Below are 15,511 nucleotides of genomic sequence, written 5' to 3' on the forward strand. Positions count from 1 at the left end.
TCACCGACCGGAAACTACCCGTTTCTGGTCGGCATACCCCCTCATTTGCTTTTTTTACTCAAATAGACATGAAAACGAGAATATTTATTGCCGTGCTGGCAATGCTCTATATTTTTTCCTCAACCGCCTGGGCGCAGTCGCGCCGGGTGTCGGGTACGGTACTGGATGCCGATAATAACCAGCCCATGGCGGGTGCCAGTGTGGCTGTCAGAGGGCAGCAAACCGGTGCCGTTGCCGATGCCGCCGGACATTTTGCGCTGACGGTCAATCAACGTGGCCCGTTAACGCTAAAGATTTCGATGGTTGGCTACCAAAGCCGGACGGTTGCCGTGGCCGATGGAGAGCAGGCTGTTTCGGTAACGCTTCAACCCGCTACGAATGCGTTGCAGGATGTGGTAGTGGCCGCGTCTCGGGTAGAAGAGAGTTTATTGCTGGCCCCCGTAACGGTCGAGAAAATGGACGTTCGGGCCATTCGGGAAACGCCTTCGGCTACCTTTTACGAAGGCATCAACAACCTGAAAGGGGTCGATATGGTCACGAGTGGGCTGACCTATAAGCAAATCAACACGCGCGGGTTTGCCAGCACCGGAAACAGCCGGTTTCTGCAACTCATCGACGGGGTCGATAACCAACCGGCTGGTTTTGGTTTCTCGGTTGGCAACATGTTCGGGTTGAGCGATCTGGATGCCGAGAGTGTTGAACTGGTGCCGGGAGCGGCTTCGGCTTTGTACGGCCCGGCGGCTTTTAATGGGGCGTTGCTCATGACCAGCAAGAACCCATTCAAATACCAGGGATTGAGCGTGCAGACGAAAGTTGGCGTCAACCACATCAATGATCCCAATACAGGTGCCGCTATCTATCAGGACTACGGCCTTCGCTATGCCAAAGCCTTTAACAACCGGCTGGCCATAAAGCTGGTGGGTTCGTACATGAAGGGCCTCGACTGGTTTGCTACCGATTATACCGATGTGGATGCTACTACATCGCCCGAAAAACGGGGGCTCAGCAACCCGGCTTACAACGGACTGAATGTGTATGGCGACGAGGTGAACCGCACCATTACGGGCATCGGCAAAGTAGCCCGCACGGGTTATCTGGAAAAAAACCTGACCGATTACCATGTCTATAGCCTGAAATTGAATGGGGCGGTTCACTACCGCATTACCCCAAAGCTGGAGGCCATTTATTCGTTCAACTACGCAAAAGGAACGGCTAATTATACGGGTAGTAATCGCTTTTCGGTGAATGGCTTTTCGCTGCTTCAGCACCGGATTGAGTTGCGGGGAGCGAATTTCCTGGTGCGCGGCTACACCAATCAGGAAGATTCGCACGATTCGTATAACACGCGTTCGCTGGGGCAACAGATTGACCGGACGTGGGTGCGCGACCTCAACGGTAACGTGGTGGCCCCGAACGTGGCGGACCAAACCTGGTTTGACCGCTATACGGCTGCGTACCAGGGAAAAGTTCAGGGCGTAACGGGTAACGACAATACGAGTGCCCGTTCGTTTGCCGATCAGGGGCGTTTGCTTCCCGGTTCTGCCGAGTTTGAACAACAAAAGGCGCGGCTCATTGGTATTCAGGGACTGGCCGGAGCGGGCATCCTGAGCCAGACGAACATGTACCATGCCGATGCACAGTACAACTTCACGCCTGTTCTGAAATCGGCGGGGCTAATAGGGACGGATTTTCTGGTTGGTGGTAATTTCCGGCAGTTCAGCCTGTTCACGAACGGAACGCTGTTTGACGATAAAGGCGGTCGGATTTTGTATAGTGAGGTCGGCGCGTTTGCCCAATTGAGCAAGTCGATGCTGGCCGATAAGCTGAAACTGACGCTATCGGGTCGGTACGACAAAAACCAGAACTTCGCAGGTTACTTTACACCCCGTGCCTCGGCGGTATTCTCCCCCAGCGACCGGCACCATTTCCGGGCATCGTTCCAGACGGGCTATCGCAATCCAACCCCCAGCGATCAGTTCATCAAACTCAATGTTGGCCCCATCACGATTCTGGGCGGGGCACCGAGCAACAGTTCGGGCATGAACGTGTACGAAAACTCGTTCAACTCAACCAGCATCGGCGGCTTTGTGAACGGTTTTCTGGGTCAGGTCAATAGCGTTGGCGCGCAACAGGCAGTGCTGAACAACAAAAACAAGCTGGTCAAGTCGAATGTGCCATACATTGCTCCTGAGCGGGTGCAGAGTTTCGAAGTGGGCTATCGGGCCTTGCTAACGAGCCGGATATCGCTCGACGCGAATTACTACTTCGGGGCCTATCGGAATTTCATTCTGAACACTGTTGTCATTCGGCCCAACAGTCCCGTGCTGGCGGCTGATGGCAGCATCAATCCGGCGGCAGCGCAGGACATTCTGAATTCTGCCTATCAGGCGTTTCAGTTGTATACCAACGCGCCCGACCGCGTAACGGCACAGGGAGCCACCCTTGGTTTGAACTACGCCACCGCCAGCGGTTACACCCTGACGGGCAACGGCACCTGGTCGGCTTTTAACCTGCAAAACGCCGACCCGAACAACATTCCGGCGTTCAACACGCCCCGCTACAAAACCAATGTAACATTCGGGCATCGGAACATTTTGCCTAATGTAGGATTCAATGTAGCCTGGCACTGGCAGGATGCGTTCGATTGGGTGGGTTCGTTCAACGACCTGCGCCCCGGCCGGATTCAGGCCTACAACCTGATCGATGCGCAGGTGACGCTCAAACTGCCGAGCTACAAGGCATTGCTCAAAATCGGCGCGTCGAACCTGACCAACCAGTACGTCGTGCAGGCCTATGGTTCTCCGGCCGTGGGTGGTTTGTATTACCTGTCATTGACGTTCGATCAGGGTATGTTGCGGTAGGTATTGAAATCATCAGACTTCTAAAATCAACTTATGGAAACAATTCAACTACCTGTTAATCAAGAACAACGCGTCAAATTGCCCTGGGGTAGTTTCGCCCTCTGTCTGGTAGCCTACCTGTTCGGGGGCACGGCCAGTACACTGATGGCCACGTATTTGCCGGTAGCCCTGCCGCAACTCCTCGACCCGTCCACATCGGCGGAGCAACTAGCGGAGGTGGGTGCCTGGGTTAGTGCGGCTTTTTTGTACGGCTGGATGACGGGTGGGCTGCTCTTTGGTCCATTGGCCGATCGGCTGGGGCGTGTTCGGGCGTTAGCACTGGCAACGGGGCTATGCGGTGGCGCGATGCTGGCAACGGTTTTTGTGCCGAATGAATATGTCCTGTTTCTACTCCGCGCCTTAACGGGGGCCGGTGTGGGAGGTATTTTACTGATCTCGACCGTCTATCTGTCGGAGGTTTGGCCGGTGCAGTCTCGACCCATTGCGCTGGGCGTGCTGGCAACGGCTTTTCCGGTGGGTATTGTGGCAACGGGTGGTCTGGTAAGCGGGTTCAGCGACTGGCGACTGGCTTTTTGCATTGGTATCCTGCCGCTCACGGTCGCGTTTCTGGTTTGGATATTCCTGCCCGAATCGGCCCTCTGGCAGCAGGGACGCAGCGAACTGTCTAGCAACAAACCCAATCTGTTTAGTGCCGAAAATAAGCCCAACCTGATCAGCGGAGCCATTATTTTCGGCTCAGTCCTGATTGGCCTTTGGGGTATTTTCTCATGGATACCGACTTGGGTGCAGTCGTTGTTGCCTGCGGGCCAGACCGGCCAGACCGAGCGTGGCATTACCATGATGCTGCTGGGAATGGGCGGTATTCTGGGTGGTGTGGCATCGGGGTTTCTGGTTGCCCGGCTTGGACCGCGTCCTACGCTGCTTCTGACATTTTCGGGCTGTATACTGGCCTGCGGACTGCTCTTCCTCACCAACCATGTCTTCTCGACCGTAGTTTATGGTGAAGTGGCCCTGCTGTCGCTGTTCTTCGGGATCAGTCAGGGTTCCTTGTCGAGTTACGTGCCAACCTTGTTTTCGCCGTCGATACGGGCCACAGCTACGGGTTTCTGTTTCAACGTGGGTCGGTTGTTTACAGCCACGGCGGTGCTGTTTGTCGGTAGTCTGACCACGGCATTAGGCGGTATTGGCAATGCGCTGGTCGTCTTCTCAGCCGCCTTCCTGATCGCCTTCGGCGCCATCTGGATACGAAAATAAACGAACCGTTGTCATTCAAACATTCTCTTAGTCAAAATTCTACATTGATCATGCCCCATATTCCACTTCCAGACGGCGTTCCGGGTATCCGGAGTCTTGTCATGTACCGGCCCGATACGGGTCAACACCTGTATGCACTGGCGCAGGCACTGTTGCGGGCCGGTTCGCCCGATAGCACCCTGACGAGTGCGGAACGCGAACTGATTGCGGCCTTCGTGTCGAAGCAGAACCAGACCGATTTCTGCATGAAGAGTCATGCTGCGGCATCGCGTCACCTCTACGCCGACCAGCGCGACCTGGTCGACCAGACGTTGGCTGACACGGAAACAGCGCCAATCTCGGCCAAATTGAAAGCGCTCCTGGCCATTGCCGACCACGTTCAGGCCGATGCGCGTACTGTTTCCGATGAACTGGTTGCTGCGGCTCGCGAAGAAGGAGCCACCGATGGCGATATTCATGACACGGTGCTGATTGCCGCTTCCTTCTGCATGTACAATCGGTACGTTGATGGTCTTGCTACCCTAACCCCCACTGACCCGGCCGCGTATGAGGCCATGGGTGAGCGGATGGGAACCGTGGGCTACCAATTGCCAGCACCGCAGGCCAGTCCTGCTACTCATTTATCATAGGTTAGGTTAATAGTCCCCGGCTGCTCTGTGGCCGGGGCACTTTTGTGCATGCGCTTTCCGCTACTCATCCACAAGGACATACTCAATTGATTGATAACGTATACAATTATGCCTCATATCGAACTACCCGCCGGATTGCCCGGCATTCGTGGACCCATGGCATTTAGTCCTGAAACCGCCCGTCCGCTCAACGATCTGGTCAATGTGTTACTACGAGCAAACGCGCACCGGCCGGAATCAGGCCTTAGTGAAGGCGAGCGCGAACTGATCGCAACCTATGTTTCGTCGCTGAACGACTGTTTTTTCTGCCAGACGATTCACGGAGCGGTGGCCAGTCAGCACCTCGGCGATGACGACTGGTCGCTGGTGAAGTCCGTCAAAGGTGATTATCAGCGGGCGGCCATCTCCCCCAAAATGAAAGCGTTACTGACCATTGCCGGGAGTGTGCAACAGGGTGGTAAATCGGTAAGCCCGGCGCAGGTCGAAGCGGCCCGCGCCGAGGGCGCTACTGACCACGATGTTCACGACACCGTGTTAATTGCGGCTGCTTTTTGTATGTTTAACCGATATGTCGACGGGCTGGCTACCTGGGCACCCCAAGACCCGACCCTGTATAGATACCGGGCTCAGAAAGTAGCTGAATATGGTTACACGCACGAAGATCACTACATGCCGACCACCGACTCACCAACTTAGCCTTTTCGATGAAGCGTTCCTTTCTGTTTTTTCTGGTACTGATTTTTCTGCTGATTATCCTTGAGGTGTTGAGTGTCTATTTCATCATGCCTTTTCCCGGCAGTCAGCTTGGTCTCGGCGAATCCGATTCGGCCAATACGTCATTGGGTCGGGTTGAACTAGCTTACTGGCTACACCGGAATATTGGCTGGTTACGGGCCGTTGGGTGGCTGCTGCTGGCCTACCCGGCGTTTCGGGTCATGGCGAAACCGCGCCGGGCGTGGCACCGATATGTGGCGGGTGCCCTGGTGTTGCTCTATGGCATCGTGTTTTATGAAGTGAATCAGGAAATGATGGCCGACCAGATGTTCAAGCAGCCCACCAATAAGCGGGTGGTGCCCATAAGTCAGAACAAAATTCCGCTCAACAAACTGGTGCTGGGGTTTACGGCTATGGGTCAGGCAACAGCCTACCCGATTCAACTGATTGGTTACCATCATCAGGTACGCGACACGGTGGGCGGCCAGCCGGTTATGGTTACGTATTGTACCGTTTGCCGGACCGGACGCGTGTTTAGCCCGATCATTAAAGGCCAGGCGGATGAATTTCGGCTGGTGGGTATGGATCATTTTAATGCCATGTTTGAGGACAAACGGACGGGTTCCTGGTGGCGGCAAGCCACGGGAGAGGCTATTCTGGGACCACTTAAAGGAACCAGCCTGTCTGAGCTGGCGGGCCAGCACATGACCCTGGGCGAGTGGGCCGCCGACCACCCCAACACGCGCGTGTTGCAGGCTGATTCGGCTTTTACCGAGGAGTTTGATGGTATGAAAAACTACGAAAGGGGCCTGTCGAAAGGGAAGCTCACCCGGCGAGACTCGGCTTCGTGGCAACCCAAGTCTTGGGTGATCGGTGTGGAAAAGGCTGATTTTTCGAAGGCGTACGACTGGAATAAACTGGTAAAGAAACGTATTCTGAGCGATGTAGTGGGGGGCGAACCCGTGCTGCTGGCTATGGCCCCCGACAGTGTATCGTTCGGAGCCTGGAGTCGGCGGGTAGGGGTCCAGACGCTTACTTTCCACTACGCCAACCGGCGGCTCACCGATCAGGAAACGCAGTCCGTCTGGACCTGGCGGGGGCATTGCGTGGCCGGGCCGATGCTTGGCAAACGACTCGATGCCATCCCGAACGCGTATCAGGAGTTCTGGCATTCGTGGCGCAGTTTCCATCCCGATACGGAGCGGGATAATGCGCGCTGACACCAGAGAGCCGGGCCGAACGTCCGGCTTTTTTGTTTGAACAACCGGGTTGTCTACCCGCCTGAGAACATCTTCTATTTACTGGTATACGATTGCCGGGCGTGTGTAGAGCTATAGTTGCAAAGCACAGAATGGGGATAATTCCTTACCTCACCAGCGGCAGTATGTTCATGAAGCCTGCTTAATTTTGCGGCTCATTTTACTGTTTTATGGCTTTCCAACGATTTCTGCAGTATTGGACCTTACCCCGTTTACTGCGATTATACATAGGCCTTTTCTGTTTTGCCGCTGTTAATCAATACCTTTTTCTGCATCAGTATAATAATTACCTGATGTTTGCGCGGCCCTTTCACAACCTTTTGCTGGATGAAAGTATATACGGCCTGCACCCTGAACTGTACGACGATAACTATAAATACAGCCCAACCTTCGCCTGGTTGATGGGCCCCTTTTATTATACGCCCGACTGGCTGGGAACGCTCCTCTGGAACTTACTAAATACTGTGGTGCTGCTGCTGGGCGTTTGGCTATATCTGTCCAACGAAAAAGACCCTACCCGGCAACGGCGGGTGGCGTTGCTCATTATTGTTCTGGAGGCTTTGATCACGGCGCAGAATTTACAGAGTAATAACCTCATTGTAGGATCTATGCTGCTGGGACTGTATTTCTTGCGAAACGAGCGGGTTTGGCAGGCCGCTTTTTTCTTTGTGCTGTGTGGCTTTATTAAGTTCTATGGTATGGCCGCTGCGGGCTTCTTTTTATTCTATCCCAAAAAGCCCCAGTTTATTCTGGCGATGATCGGCTGGATTGTGCTGCTGGGTATAGCGCCCGCCACCATTATCCCCTTCGATCATCTCATTGCCGAGTACCAGGAGTGGTTTCGGGTAGTTGTCGTCAGTAAATTGGGTTTACAGGTATCCACCATGGGTATTGCCGAGTCGTGGTTTGGTATGGCTAAAACGGATGCCAACTATCGGATTATTGAGATGGCTGGCGCCACCCTGTTTCTGCTGCCGTTTCTGCGGTTTAGTCTTTGGAAGAACGAACTGTTTCAACGGCGGATGATCGCCTATTTCTTTCTGTTTATCATTGTATTCAACAAGATGGCGGAGTCGCCCACGTACGTAATGGCGGTAACGGGCGTAGCACTCTGGTGGCTAACCCTCTCCGAACCAACCCGGCTGGATAAAATCTTGCTGGCACTGGTAATCATCTTTACGTCATTGTCGCCAACGGATATTTTTCCGCAGGTGGTGCAGAAACAGTTCTTTCAGCCTTACAACATCAAAGCCGTGGGTTGTTTGCTGGTGTGGGCGAGGGTCCAATACCAACTCTGGACCCAGCCAACAGAGGAAGATCTGCGGGTAGTGACTGCGTTCTGATACTACATTAATGAAGTCGAACCGGCTTTTTTTGTAACATTGCCCAAGCGTTTACGATTAATAAATCAAACGATTGAGTGATGAGTCTACCTAATTCTCTTGCTGGTCAGCCAGACTTTGGCCAATCCCGCGTAGTTATCGAACGTGTAAGCCCCGAACTAGACGGTGGGCAGTTTCCTATAAAAGCTATTCCCGGCGATGTGATCGCGGTTGAAGCCGACATTTTTGCCGATGGACACGATTACCTGACGGCCGTTCTGCTGTATAAGCACATCGCCGATGCCACCTGGACGGAACTGGGTATGGCTCCCTCCTGGAATGATCGCTGGGGGGCTTCATTTGTTGTCGAGAAGCAGGGGCGTTACCTGTACACCTTCGAAGGGTGGGTTAACCATCCGGCTTCCTGGCAGCACGAGGTACACCTGAAAGTAGCCGATGGCCAGCGAATTACAAGTGAGTTACTGGCCGGTGCCAAGTACATCGATGGCATGTTAGCGCGGGCGGGTGGTCAGCCCATCTCCATTCCTGCAAAGGGGAAAAAGAAAACTGAGCCAGTCGAAGAGTCGGCCGATGTGCGGGCACTGCGCGAAATGGCCGCCCTCTTCCGCGATGAAAGCCGGTACGACGAAGCTGTGTCCGTTGCCGAAAGCGATCAGTTTACGTTCTACGCAAACCGCTATCCCGAACGCCAGTATCCAACCCGTTATGCTCACGAACTCGGCGTTGAGGTCGACCGGGCGCGGGCGGGTTTCAGCACCTGGTATTGTCTCTTTCCACGGTCGGCTTCCCGTGAGCTGGCGGGTGGCGCACCCGTTCATGGCACCTTCAGGGATGTAGAGGCCCTGCTGCCGCGTATCTCGAACATGGGTTTCGACGTGCTGTATCTGCCGCCTATTCACCCCATTGGCACAGCGCATCGCAAGGGGAAAAATAATTCCGTCATCTGCCAGCCGGGCGAGCCGGGTGTTCCCTACGGCATCGGCTCCGAAGAAGGCGGCCACGATGCCATTCACGCCGAGCTGGGCACGGTGGAGGACTTCAAACACCTGATTGCCATTGCCAAAAACTACGGCATGGAAGTCGCCATGGACCTGGCCATTCAGTGTTCGCCCGACCATCCGTGGGCTAAAGAACACCCGGAGTGGTTCAAAAAACGGCCCGACGGTACCATTCAGTACGCCGAAAATCCGCCCAAAAAGTACCAGGACATTTACCCCGTTTATTTCGAAACGGAAGATTGGCAAAACCTCTGGGAAGAGCTAAAACGGGTGCTGCTGGTCTGGTGTTCGTGGGGTGTTCGCATCATTCGGGTCGATAATCCGCACACCAAACCGTTCGTTTTCTGGGAGTGGATCATTGCGGAGGTCAAGAAGGAATATCCGGATATGATTTTCCTGTCGGAAGCGTTCACGAAGCCTCGGGTTATGCAGGAGTTAGCCAAACGCGGGTTTGCCCATTCGTACACCTACTACACCTGGCGCAACACCAAAGCCGAGCTGGAGGAGTACATGACCGAACTGACGCAGGGCGAAATGAAGCATTATTTCCGTCCCAATTTCTGGCCCACCACGCACGATATCAATCCGTATAGCCTACAGTCGGGTCACGAGCCTCAGTTTCTGATTCGCTATTTCATGGCGGCTACGCTGTCGAGCAATTATGGTATTTATGGACCGTCGTTTGAGTTGATGGAACACGTTCCGTTCCCGAACAAAGAAGAGTATCTGAACTCCGAGAAGTACGAGATTCGGCATTGGGACTGGGATAAGACGAACAAGCTAACGTATCTGATCACGCTCGTCAACCGCATCCGGCACGAAAACGCGGCTCTGCAAAAGACCAACAACATCACCTTCTGCGCCGTTAGTGACGACGCCATCATGGCTTACCTGAAAGTGTCGGGTACGAACCGTCTGCTTATTGTGGTCAATACCGATGCTTACCAGCGCCGGGCGGGTATGGTACAGGTACCCATCTGGCAACTGGGTATCGGGCCTGATCAGCCCTACAAAGTTCGCGATTTGCTTACCGAAGCTTATTATACCTGGAAGGGCGAATCCAATTACGTAGAACTTGACCCCTACGTGCTGCCCATGCACCTGTTTAAGATTGAGGTGTAGGGTTAGGTATTGGTCAGGAGATGGTTAGGTAATTGTCAGGAAATAGTCAGGAGGTGGTCAGGAAATAGTCAAAAAGTAGTCAAAAAGTGGTCAGGAAATGGCTAAGGCGTTGTATAGTTTCGTTAGCCGCTCGCTACTTCCTGACCACCTCTTGACTATTTCCTGACCACCCTTGACCACTACATGACCATCTCTTGACCTCTAAAGAACCTCTAGTGTATTCTCGTACGAAAAAGTTGTTTCGTTGACGTCTGTGGTGCCCGTTACGGGGGCGGCATCATCGGGGTCGGGGGTGCAGGCGAGTGGAATATGCCCTTCGGTGGCCAACATGCCTGAGGTAGGGTCAAGGCCAATCCAGCCAGCACCCGGTATGAACACTTCAGCCCAGGCGTGCAAGGCTAGTGAATGCTCTTTGGTAGGGTCGTTTTGTTTGGTCTCCGCCGTTATGACCTGTGCCAGATAACCTGAAACAAAGCGGGCCGCCAGACCAACGTGCCGAAGCGCCTGCACGAGCAACCAACCCGAATCGCGGCAGGAGCCAATGGCGAGCTCAAGCGTTTCGTCGGGCGTTTGGACGCCGGGCTCCATACGGGTGGTGTAGGCAATATCCTGAACTACCTTTTGATTCAGTTTGATCAGAAAATCGATCGTTCCCTGCGTGCTGCGGTCAATGCTTTGTAGCCACTGACTAAACTGAGTGCCGGGTTCGCCGACATCCATATACGGCAAAAGCCCCTTTCTTAGCTGCGCATCGTAGGTAAACGGGAATGACTGGGCGTAGGTATCCAGGAAAAAATCGAACGGATTAACGGGTTCCAGCCGGGCCGTAATGTCCACATCAATCGACATCATCGACATGGGCTCCCAAAAATCGACCCGGGCTATGAAGTTCCCAAACGGGTCCTGCTGCCAGTGAATAACATGATTGGCCGGTTGGATGGTTAACGTATAGGATTCAATGATGGCCTTGCTGTGTGCCACCGGCCGTAGCCTAATCAGGTGGGGCGACAAAAAAACTACCCGATCGTAATCATATCGGGTATGGTGGTGAATGGCGACACGGACAGACATGGCTGATGATGAGGTGGATGCTTCCTGAACTATACTTTTTCAAAGACCAACCGGTAATGCTCCATGGTTTCCCGCTGAAAGCACACCCGGTTCGGGCTTTTCCGGAATACGGCAATCAAATCCTGAAAGGGTTTATTCGTCAGCAGTTTGGGAAGCAGAGAAGCATAAAGTGCATACTTTTTCAGGTTAAAGGCCCGGAATCGTTTACGCCACTGACCAATGGTTTCGATATAGTCGAGCCGACCGCTACTTTGAGAAATGAGTTTGAACCGCGGCTGTGCATTGCGGATCACCTGCTCCGGTCCGTACGGAAGCCACGAACCCGGAAACTGGGCAATCATCAGCGCCAGCATGTACGAATCCGAATCTTTGGGCGCGTCGAGGCTAATTTCCTCATAAGGAATCATGTTTTTCCCGAACACCATAGTCTGCATATAAAACCGGCCGCCTACGGGCAGTAGCTCGTACAGATTCTTAAAGAAATCGGCGTAAACTTTGTCCTGATCGCCGGCCAGATACTGCTCAATGGAACAGAAATGCTCCATGCCGCCAATGCAGCTAACGGCATCGAAAGTGCCATAATCTTTGGGAGTGATCAGGCGGCAGTCCTTAATATCAACATCTAATCCGTTAGCCCGGCAGGCTTCTGCCTGACCTTTGGATAGCGTAACCCCTTTACCAATTGCTCCCCGTTTTTTGGTGGCGTACGTCAGATACGGCCCCCAGCCGCAGCCCATATCGAGTATTTTAGACCCGGCCTTTACGTTCAGGCTGTCGGCAATAAACTTGTGCTTCTGTTCCTGCGCCTGTTCCAGCGTCAGGGAGAAATCACCATTGTACATGGCACCGCTGTAGTCGCCGGTTTCACCCATACTCAGGCGGAAAACTTTGTCAATCGTTGTGTACGTGAAATCAAGATCCTGCTGCGAAGCCATGAGTTATCGGGAAAGTTTAGGGTGAGTTACGTACGCAGTGTTGAACAGCTTTCTCTACACGAAAGGGACCGGCTCCTGTTGATTGGCCAAAATGGGGGAAGGCATTACCAGTTTGACCGGTTGGGTACGACCCAAAGTCCGTAAGAGTCTGAAGTGGGACAAAAGTGCCGAGCCAAAAGTCCGATTTTCGAGGTATGGTAATCCGAACTCATGGGCGGTATCTTTCACAATCTTGGAAATCGCCGGATAGTGAATGTGGCACACTTTCGGAAATAAATGGTGCTCGATCTGCCGGTTCAGGCCACCGCAGAAAAACGCGGCTGTTGCCGAATCGGGCGCAAAGTTCGCCGTGGTACGCAACTGGTGAACGGCCCAGGCCTCCTGTATGTCGCCCCGCTCGTCGGGCATCGGGAAATCGGTGCCTTCTACGGCGTGCGCCAGTTGAAAAACGAGTCCCAGTACCAGTCCTTCGGCAACGTGCATCATGAGGAAGCCCACCGCCAGCTGCCACCACGTCAGGTCCAGCACGATAACGGGCAGAATCAGGAAGAAGAAGTAATAAATGGCTTTAGAGACAAACAGCTTTACGTATTCCTCCCGGGGGTGCGACGAGTTGTCATGATGACCAATTTGATTTTTGAAGAATTTCACAAAGTCTTTACGGAATACCCACGACAGGGAAGCCAGTGCATAGAGCGGAAAAGTGTACCATTGCTGAAAACGGTGCCAGGGCTTGAGGTCCTCCTGGGGGTCCAGCCGCACCAGGCCCGGAGCCAGTTCGATGTCTTCGTCGTGCCCCGGTATGTTGGTGTACGTATGGTGAACGATGTTGTGTGTCACTTTCCAGATATACGGATTGGCCCCCAGCAGGTAAAAGCTGTTGCCCATAAGCTGGTTTACCCAGCCCTTCGACGAAAAAGAGCCGTGCAGACCATCGTGCGAGACGTTGAAGCCAATGAAGGCGGCAAACATACCCAGCACAATGGCCATGCCGAACATGGCCCATAAGCTAAACTGGTTCGATAGAATCAGGCCGTAAAGCGTTGCGTAACCGATCAGGAAAAAACTGGATTTGCGCCACATAGCCGCGTTAGCATTAGACGAAATCCCCTTCTCAACGAAGTAAGCATCGACTCGTTTGCGGACCGTTGAAAAGAATTGTGAGCGGGTTTTGTCTTTGAATTTTAATTGCGTTGACATCAAGGAATTAGTTAAAAATTTGGCCGATCTCCTGTATCTGCCGTAAAATGGGTAGGGTTAACCGACCTCGTTCGGTAAGTGTATACTCGACTCGTGGTGGAATTTCTGCGTAAGCTTCCCGACTAAGGACGCCCAGGGCAACTAATGCTTTTAATTCGCTGGCCAGTATTTTTTGACTGATTTCTGGTAACCTGTCGCTTAACTGGCTATAGCGGAGTGTTTGCTCACTCAGGGTCAAAATAATATAAATACGCCATTTTCCGGAAATGATGACCAGAGAATTATTGATTAGTAGTAAATCAGGTTTAAACGGCAACTCGGTTTGGTTACTTCCTGTCATTAGTGGTTAACGATTAGTCGAACCGAAACAAGGGCATAACCCAGGTTGAGGCTACCGTATATTGAGTTCTATTCAGTATACCCGAATCGATCTGCTGAGCCGGGGGTAAGGGTGGATAGGTAGTGTTGAAATACGAAAGAACTCAGGTTTACCTTAAAAATGTTGAATAAAATTTTCAGTAAAGAGTGATGAACGCAACAATCAGAATAAGGAGTATACTAATTGAATAGAGCGTTTGCTGAGTAGAAAAGCACTGAAAAGAAAAGCAAGAATAAGAAGAAATCAGCAAACAATTGGCAAGCGTATGTGATGCGACTAGTAAATAAGTGGAAGGTAGGTAATCAGATACTTGCTTTCGTATAGGTAACTTAATTACAAAGGAGTAAGTTTCTTACTTATTCAGAAAGATAAACAAACAGTAAAGGCGCTGTAGTCACTAAAAGAACTACAGCGCCTTTAATTTACTGGTATAGATACGTATTCAGGATGAGTCCGGACTTCTCTGAGCTGGACATTCAAGTAAAATTATTTCGCCCGGATGGCAATAACGGGGTCGAGACGGGCGGCTGAGAATGCCGGAACGATACCGGATATAATCCCGATGGCACTCGAAACCCCCAGGCCAAGGGCAACGTTACTGGCCGAGAGAACCAGCTCCAGGCTGCCTAAACTCATGAACGACAACAAGTAAACGAGAAAAATACCGGCCAGCCCACCAACAAGGCTCAGCAGAACGGCCTCGAAAAGAAACTGGAACAGAATAACGTAATTCTTCGCGCCCAGTGACTTCTGGATACCAATAATATTAGTGCGCTCTTTTACACTGACGAACATAATGTTGGCAATACCGAAGCCACCAATTAAAATCGAAAAACCACCGATTACCCAGCCAGCGACTGTCAATACCGCAAAAATTCCCCCGATGGCCTGAGCAGCCGCTTCGGGTCGGTTGATGGCAAAATTGTCGTCCTGTGCAGGCCGCAAGCCCCGTCGGGTACGCATTAGCCCCCGAATTTCGCTCTCCAGTTCAAGAAGTCCTTCGTCCGTATCGTACCCTTTAACGGTGATGGTGAGGTTGGGGTTGATGGAGTTAAACATTTTGGCGAAGGCACCGTAAGGAATCAGGCATTTGATGTCGGGGTTTCCTCCGACGTTGAGCAGGCTTTCGCCCTTTTTGCGCTGTACACCAATGACCGTAAAGTTGAGGCCGCTGATCTTGAAGGTTTTTCCGACGGGGTCTTCGCCGGGGAACAGGTTTTCGGCTACGTCGGAGCCAACGATGGCCACGTTTCGGGCTACATCAATTTCCTGCTGCGTAAAATAACGGCCATTATCGATCGGCACATCCGAGATAATGTTATAATCCAGCGTTGTTCCCTGAATCAGGGATGACATGCTGTTGTTTTCCCGTTTGACCGTAACGCGCCCTTTGAAACTCATGGCCACTACGGCCTGGGCATTTTCCAGCCGTTCACTCATGAATTTATATTCGGAATATTTTGGCTCAGGCCGCTGAAAGAATTTCCACCATTGGTATTCTCCTCCAAAAGACCAGGGCATCTTCTGCACATAGACCACCTTGTCGCCAATGAACGACAGGCTGGTACGGATGCTTCCTTCCAGCGAATCGACCAGGGTGAAAACAGCAATAATGGCAAAAATGCCAATGGTTACGCCCAGCAGCGAAAGCAGCGTACGCAGCAGATTCGACCGCAGCGCCTGCCATGCGAACCGAAAACTTTCAAAAGTCTGACGAAGGAACTTCACCTGATGTAAAGAGCGAAA

General features: G+C 52.6%; 12 protein-coding genes. 7 read left to right on the forward strand and 5 right to left on the reverse strand.

The window, feature by feature from the left end:
* The first annotated feature begins 68 nt into the window (after positions 1-68).
* From CRO74_RS13250 to CRO74_RS13280, 7 genes are all read left to right on the forward strand, one after another.
* Complete coding sequence (locus tag CRO74_RS13250; RefSeq protein WP_097126530.1) at positions 69-2,861, forward strand: TonB-dependent receptor; 2,793 nt, start codon at positions 69-71, stop codon at positions 2,859-2,861.
* Positions 2,862-2,894: 33 nt separating this feature from the next.
* Positions 2,895-4,115, forward strand: a complete 1,221-nt coding sequence (locus CRO74_RS13255) for an MFS transporter (protein ID WP_097126531.1) — start codon at positions 2,895-2,897, stop codon at positions 4,113-4,115.
* A gap of 50 nt (positions 4,116-4,165) precedes the next feature.
* Positions 4,166-4,744 carry a carboxymuconolactone decarboxylase family protein gene (locus CRO74_RS13260; protein ID WP_097126532.1) on the forward strand — a complete coding sequence of 193 codons (579 nt, stop codon included), beginning with the start codon at positions 4,166-4,168 and terminating at the stop codon, positions 4,742-4,744.
* Between the two features lie 108 nt (positions 4,745-4,852).
* A complete protein-coding gene (locus tag CRO74_RS13265; RefSeq protein ID WP_097126533.1) occupies positions 4,853-5,440 on the forward strand; it encodes a carboxymuconolactone decarboxylase family protein in 588 nt (195 codons plus the stop codon).
* An 8-nt stretch (positions 5,441-5,448) separates the two neighbouring features.
* Positions 5,449-6,678 carry a DUF3179 domain-containing (seleno)protein gene (locus tag CRO74_RS13270; protein WP_097126534.1) on the forward strand — a complete coding sequence of 410 codons (1,230 nt, stop codon included), beginning with the start codon at positions 5,449-5,451 and terminating at the stop codon, positions 6,676-6,678.
* Positions 6,679-6,887: 209 nt separating this feature from the next.
* Positions 6,888-8,060 carry a glycosyltransferase family 87 protein gene (locus CRO74_RS13275; protein WP_097126535.1) on the forward strand — a complete coding sequence of 391 codons (1,173 nt, stop codon included), beginning with the start codon at positions 6,888-6,890 and terminating at the stop codon, positions 8,058-8,060.
* 80 nt (positions 8,061-8,140) lie between these two features.
* The gene (locus tag CRO74_RS13280) at positions 8,141-10,180 is read left to right on the forward strand and encodes an alpha-1,4-glucan--maltose-1-phosphate maltosyltransferase (protein ID WP_097126536.1); all 2,040 of its coding nucleotides are present in this window, start codon (positions 8,141-8,143) and stop codon (positions 10,178-10,180) included.
* Positions 10,181-10,381: 201 nt separating this feature from the next.
* Here the strand turns inward: CRO74_RS13280 and CRO74_RS13285 are convergent, their stop codons facing one another.
* The 5 genes from CRO74_RS13285 to CRO74_RS13305 all read right to left on the reverse strand — a co-directional run bounded on the left by CRO74_RS13285 (position 10,382) and on the right by CRO74_RS13305 (position 15,493).
* A complete protein-coding gene (locus CRO74_RS13285) occupies positions 10,382-11,251 on the reverse strand; it encodes a transglutaminase family protein (protein WP_097126537.1) in 870 nt (289 codons plus the stop codon).
* 29 nt (positions 11,252-11,280) lie between these two features.
* On the reverse strand, positions 11,281-12,186 hold the full coding sequence (locus tag CRO74_RS13290; protein WP_097126538.1) for an SAM-dependent methyltransferase: 906 nt from the start codon (positions 12,184-12,186) through the stop codon (positions 11,281-11,283).
* Between the two features lie 54 nt (positions 12,187-12,240).
* Positions 12,241-13,386, reverse strand: a complete 1,146-nt coding sequence (locus tag CRO74_RS13295) for a fatty acid desaturase family protein (RefSeq protein ID WP_097126539.1) — start codon at positions 13,384-13,386, stop codon at positions 12,241-12,243.
* Between the two features lie 7 nt (positions 13,387-13,393).
* The gene (locus tag CRO74_RS13300) at positions 13,394-13,726 is read right to left on the reverse strand and encodes a winged helix-turn-helix transcriptional regulator (RefSeq protein ID WP_097126540.1); all 333 of its coding nucleotides are present in this window, start codon (positions 13,724-13,726) and stop codon (positions 13,394-13,396) included.
* Positions 13,727-14,251: 525 nt separating this feature from the next.
* Positions 14,252-15,493 carry an ABC transporter permease gene (locus tag CRO74_RS13305; RefSeq protein ID WP_097127097.1) on the reverse strand — a complete coding sequence of 414 codons (1,242 nt, stop codon included), beginning with the start codon at positions 15,491-15,493 and terminating at the stop codon, positions 14,252-14,254.
* Positions 15,494-15,511: the final 18 nt, after the last annotated feature.

The sequence above is a fragment of the Spirosoma fluviale genome (genome assembly GCF_900230225.1).
GTDB lineage: Bacteria > Bacteroidota > Bacteroidia > Cytophagales > Spirosomataceae > Spirosoma > Spirosoma fluviale.

What these genes read in the sequence shown, in the direction of transcription:
- CRO74_RS13250 (WP_097126530.1), top strand. Translation starts at nt 69, where the DNA reads ATGAAAACGAGAATATTTATTGCCGTGCTGGCAATGCTCTATATTTTT.
- CRO74_RS13255 (WP_097126531.1), top strand. Translation starts at nt 2,895, where the DNA reads ATGGAAACAATTCAACTACCTGTTAATCAAGAACAACGCGTCAAATTG.
- CRO74_RS13260 (WP_097126532.1), top strand. Translation starts at nt 4,166, where the DNA reads ATGCCCCATATTCCACTTCCAGACGGCGTTCCGGGTATCCGGAGTCTT.
- CRO74_RS13265 (WP_097126533.1), top strand. Translation starts at nt 4,853, where the DNA reads ATGCCTCATATCGAACTACCCGCCGGATTGCCCGGCATTCGTGGACCC.
- CRO74_RS13270 (WP_097126534.1), top strand. Translation starts at nt 5,449, where the DNA reads ATGAAGCGTTCCTTTCTGTTTTTTCTGGTACTGATTTTTCTGCTGATT.
- CRO74_RS13275 (WP_097126535.1), top strand. Translation starts at nt 6,888, where the DNA reads ATGGCTTTCCAACGATTTCTGCAGTATTGGACCTTACCCCGTTTACTG.
- CRO74_RS13280 (WP_097126536.1), top strand. Translation starts at nt 8,141, where the DNA reads ATGAGTCTACCTAATTCTCTTGCTGGTCAGCCAGACTTTGGCCAATCC.
- CRO74_RS13285 (WP_097126537.1), bottom strand. Translation starts at nt 11,251, where the DNA reads ATGTCTGTCCGTGTCGCCATTCACCACCATACCCGATATGATTACGAT.
- CRO74_RS13290 (WP_097126538.1), bottom strand. Translation starts at nt 12,186, where the DNA reads ATGGCTTCGCAGCAGGATCTTGATTTCACGTACACAACGATTGACAAA.
- CRO74_RS13295 (WP_097126539.1), bottom strand. Translation starts at nt 13,386, where the DNA reads ATGTCAACGCAATTAAAATTCAAAGACAAAACCCGCTCACAATTCTTT.
- CRO74_RS13300 (WP_097126540.1), bottom strand. Translation starts at nt 13,726, where the DNA reads ATGACAGGAAGTAACCAAACCGAGTTGCCGTTTAAACCTGATTTACTA.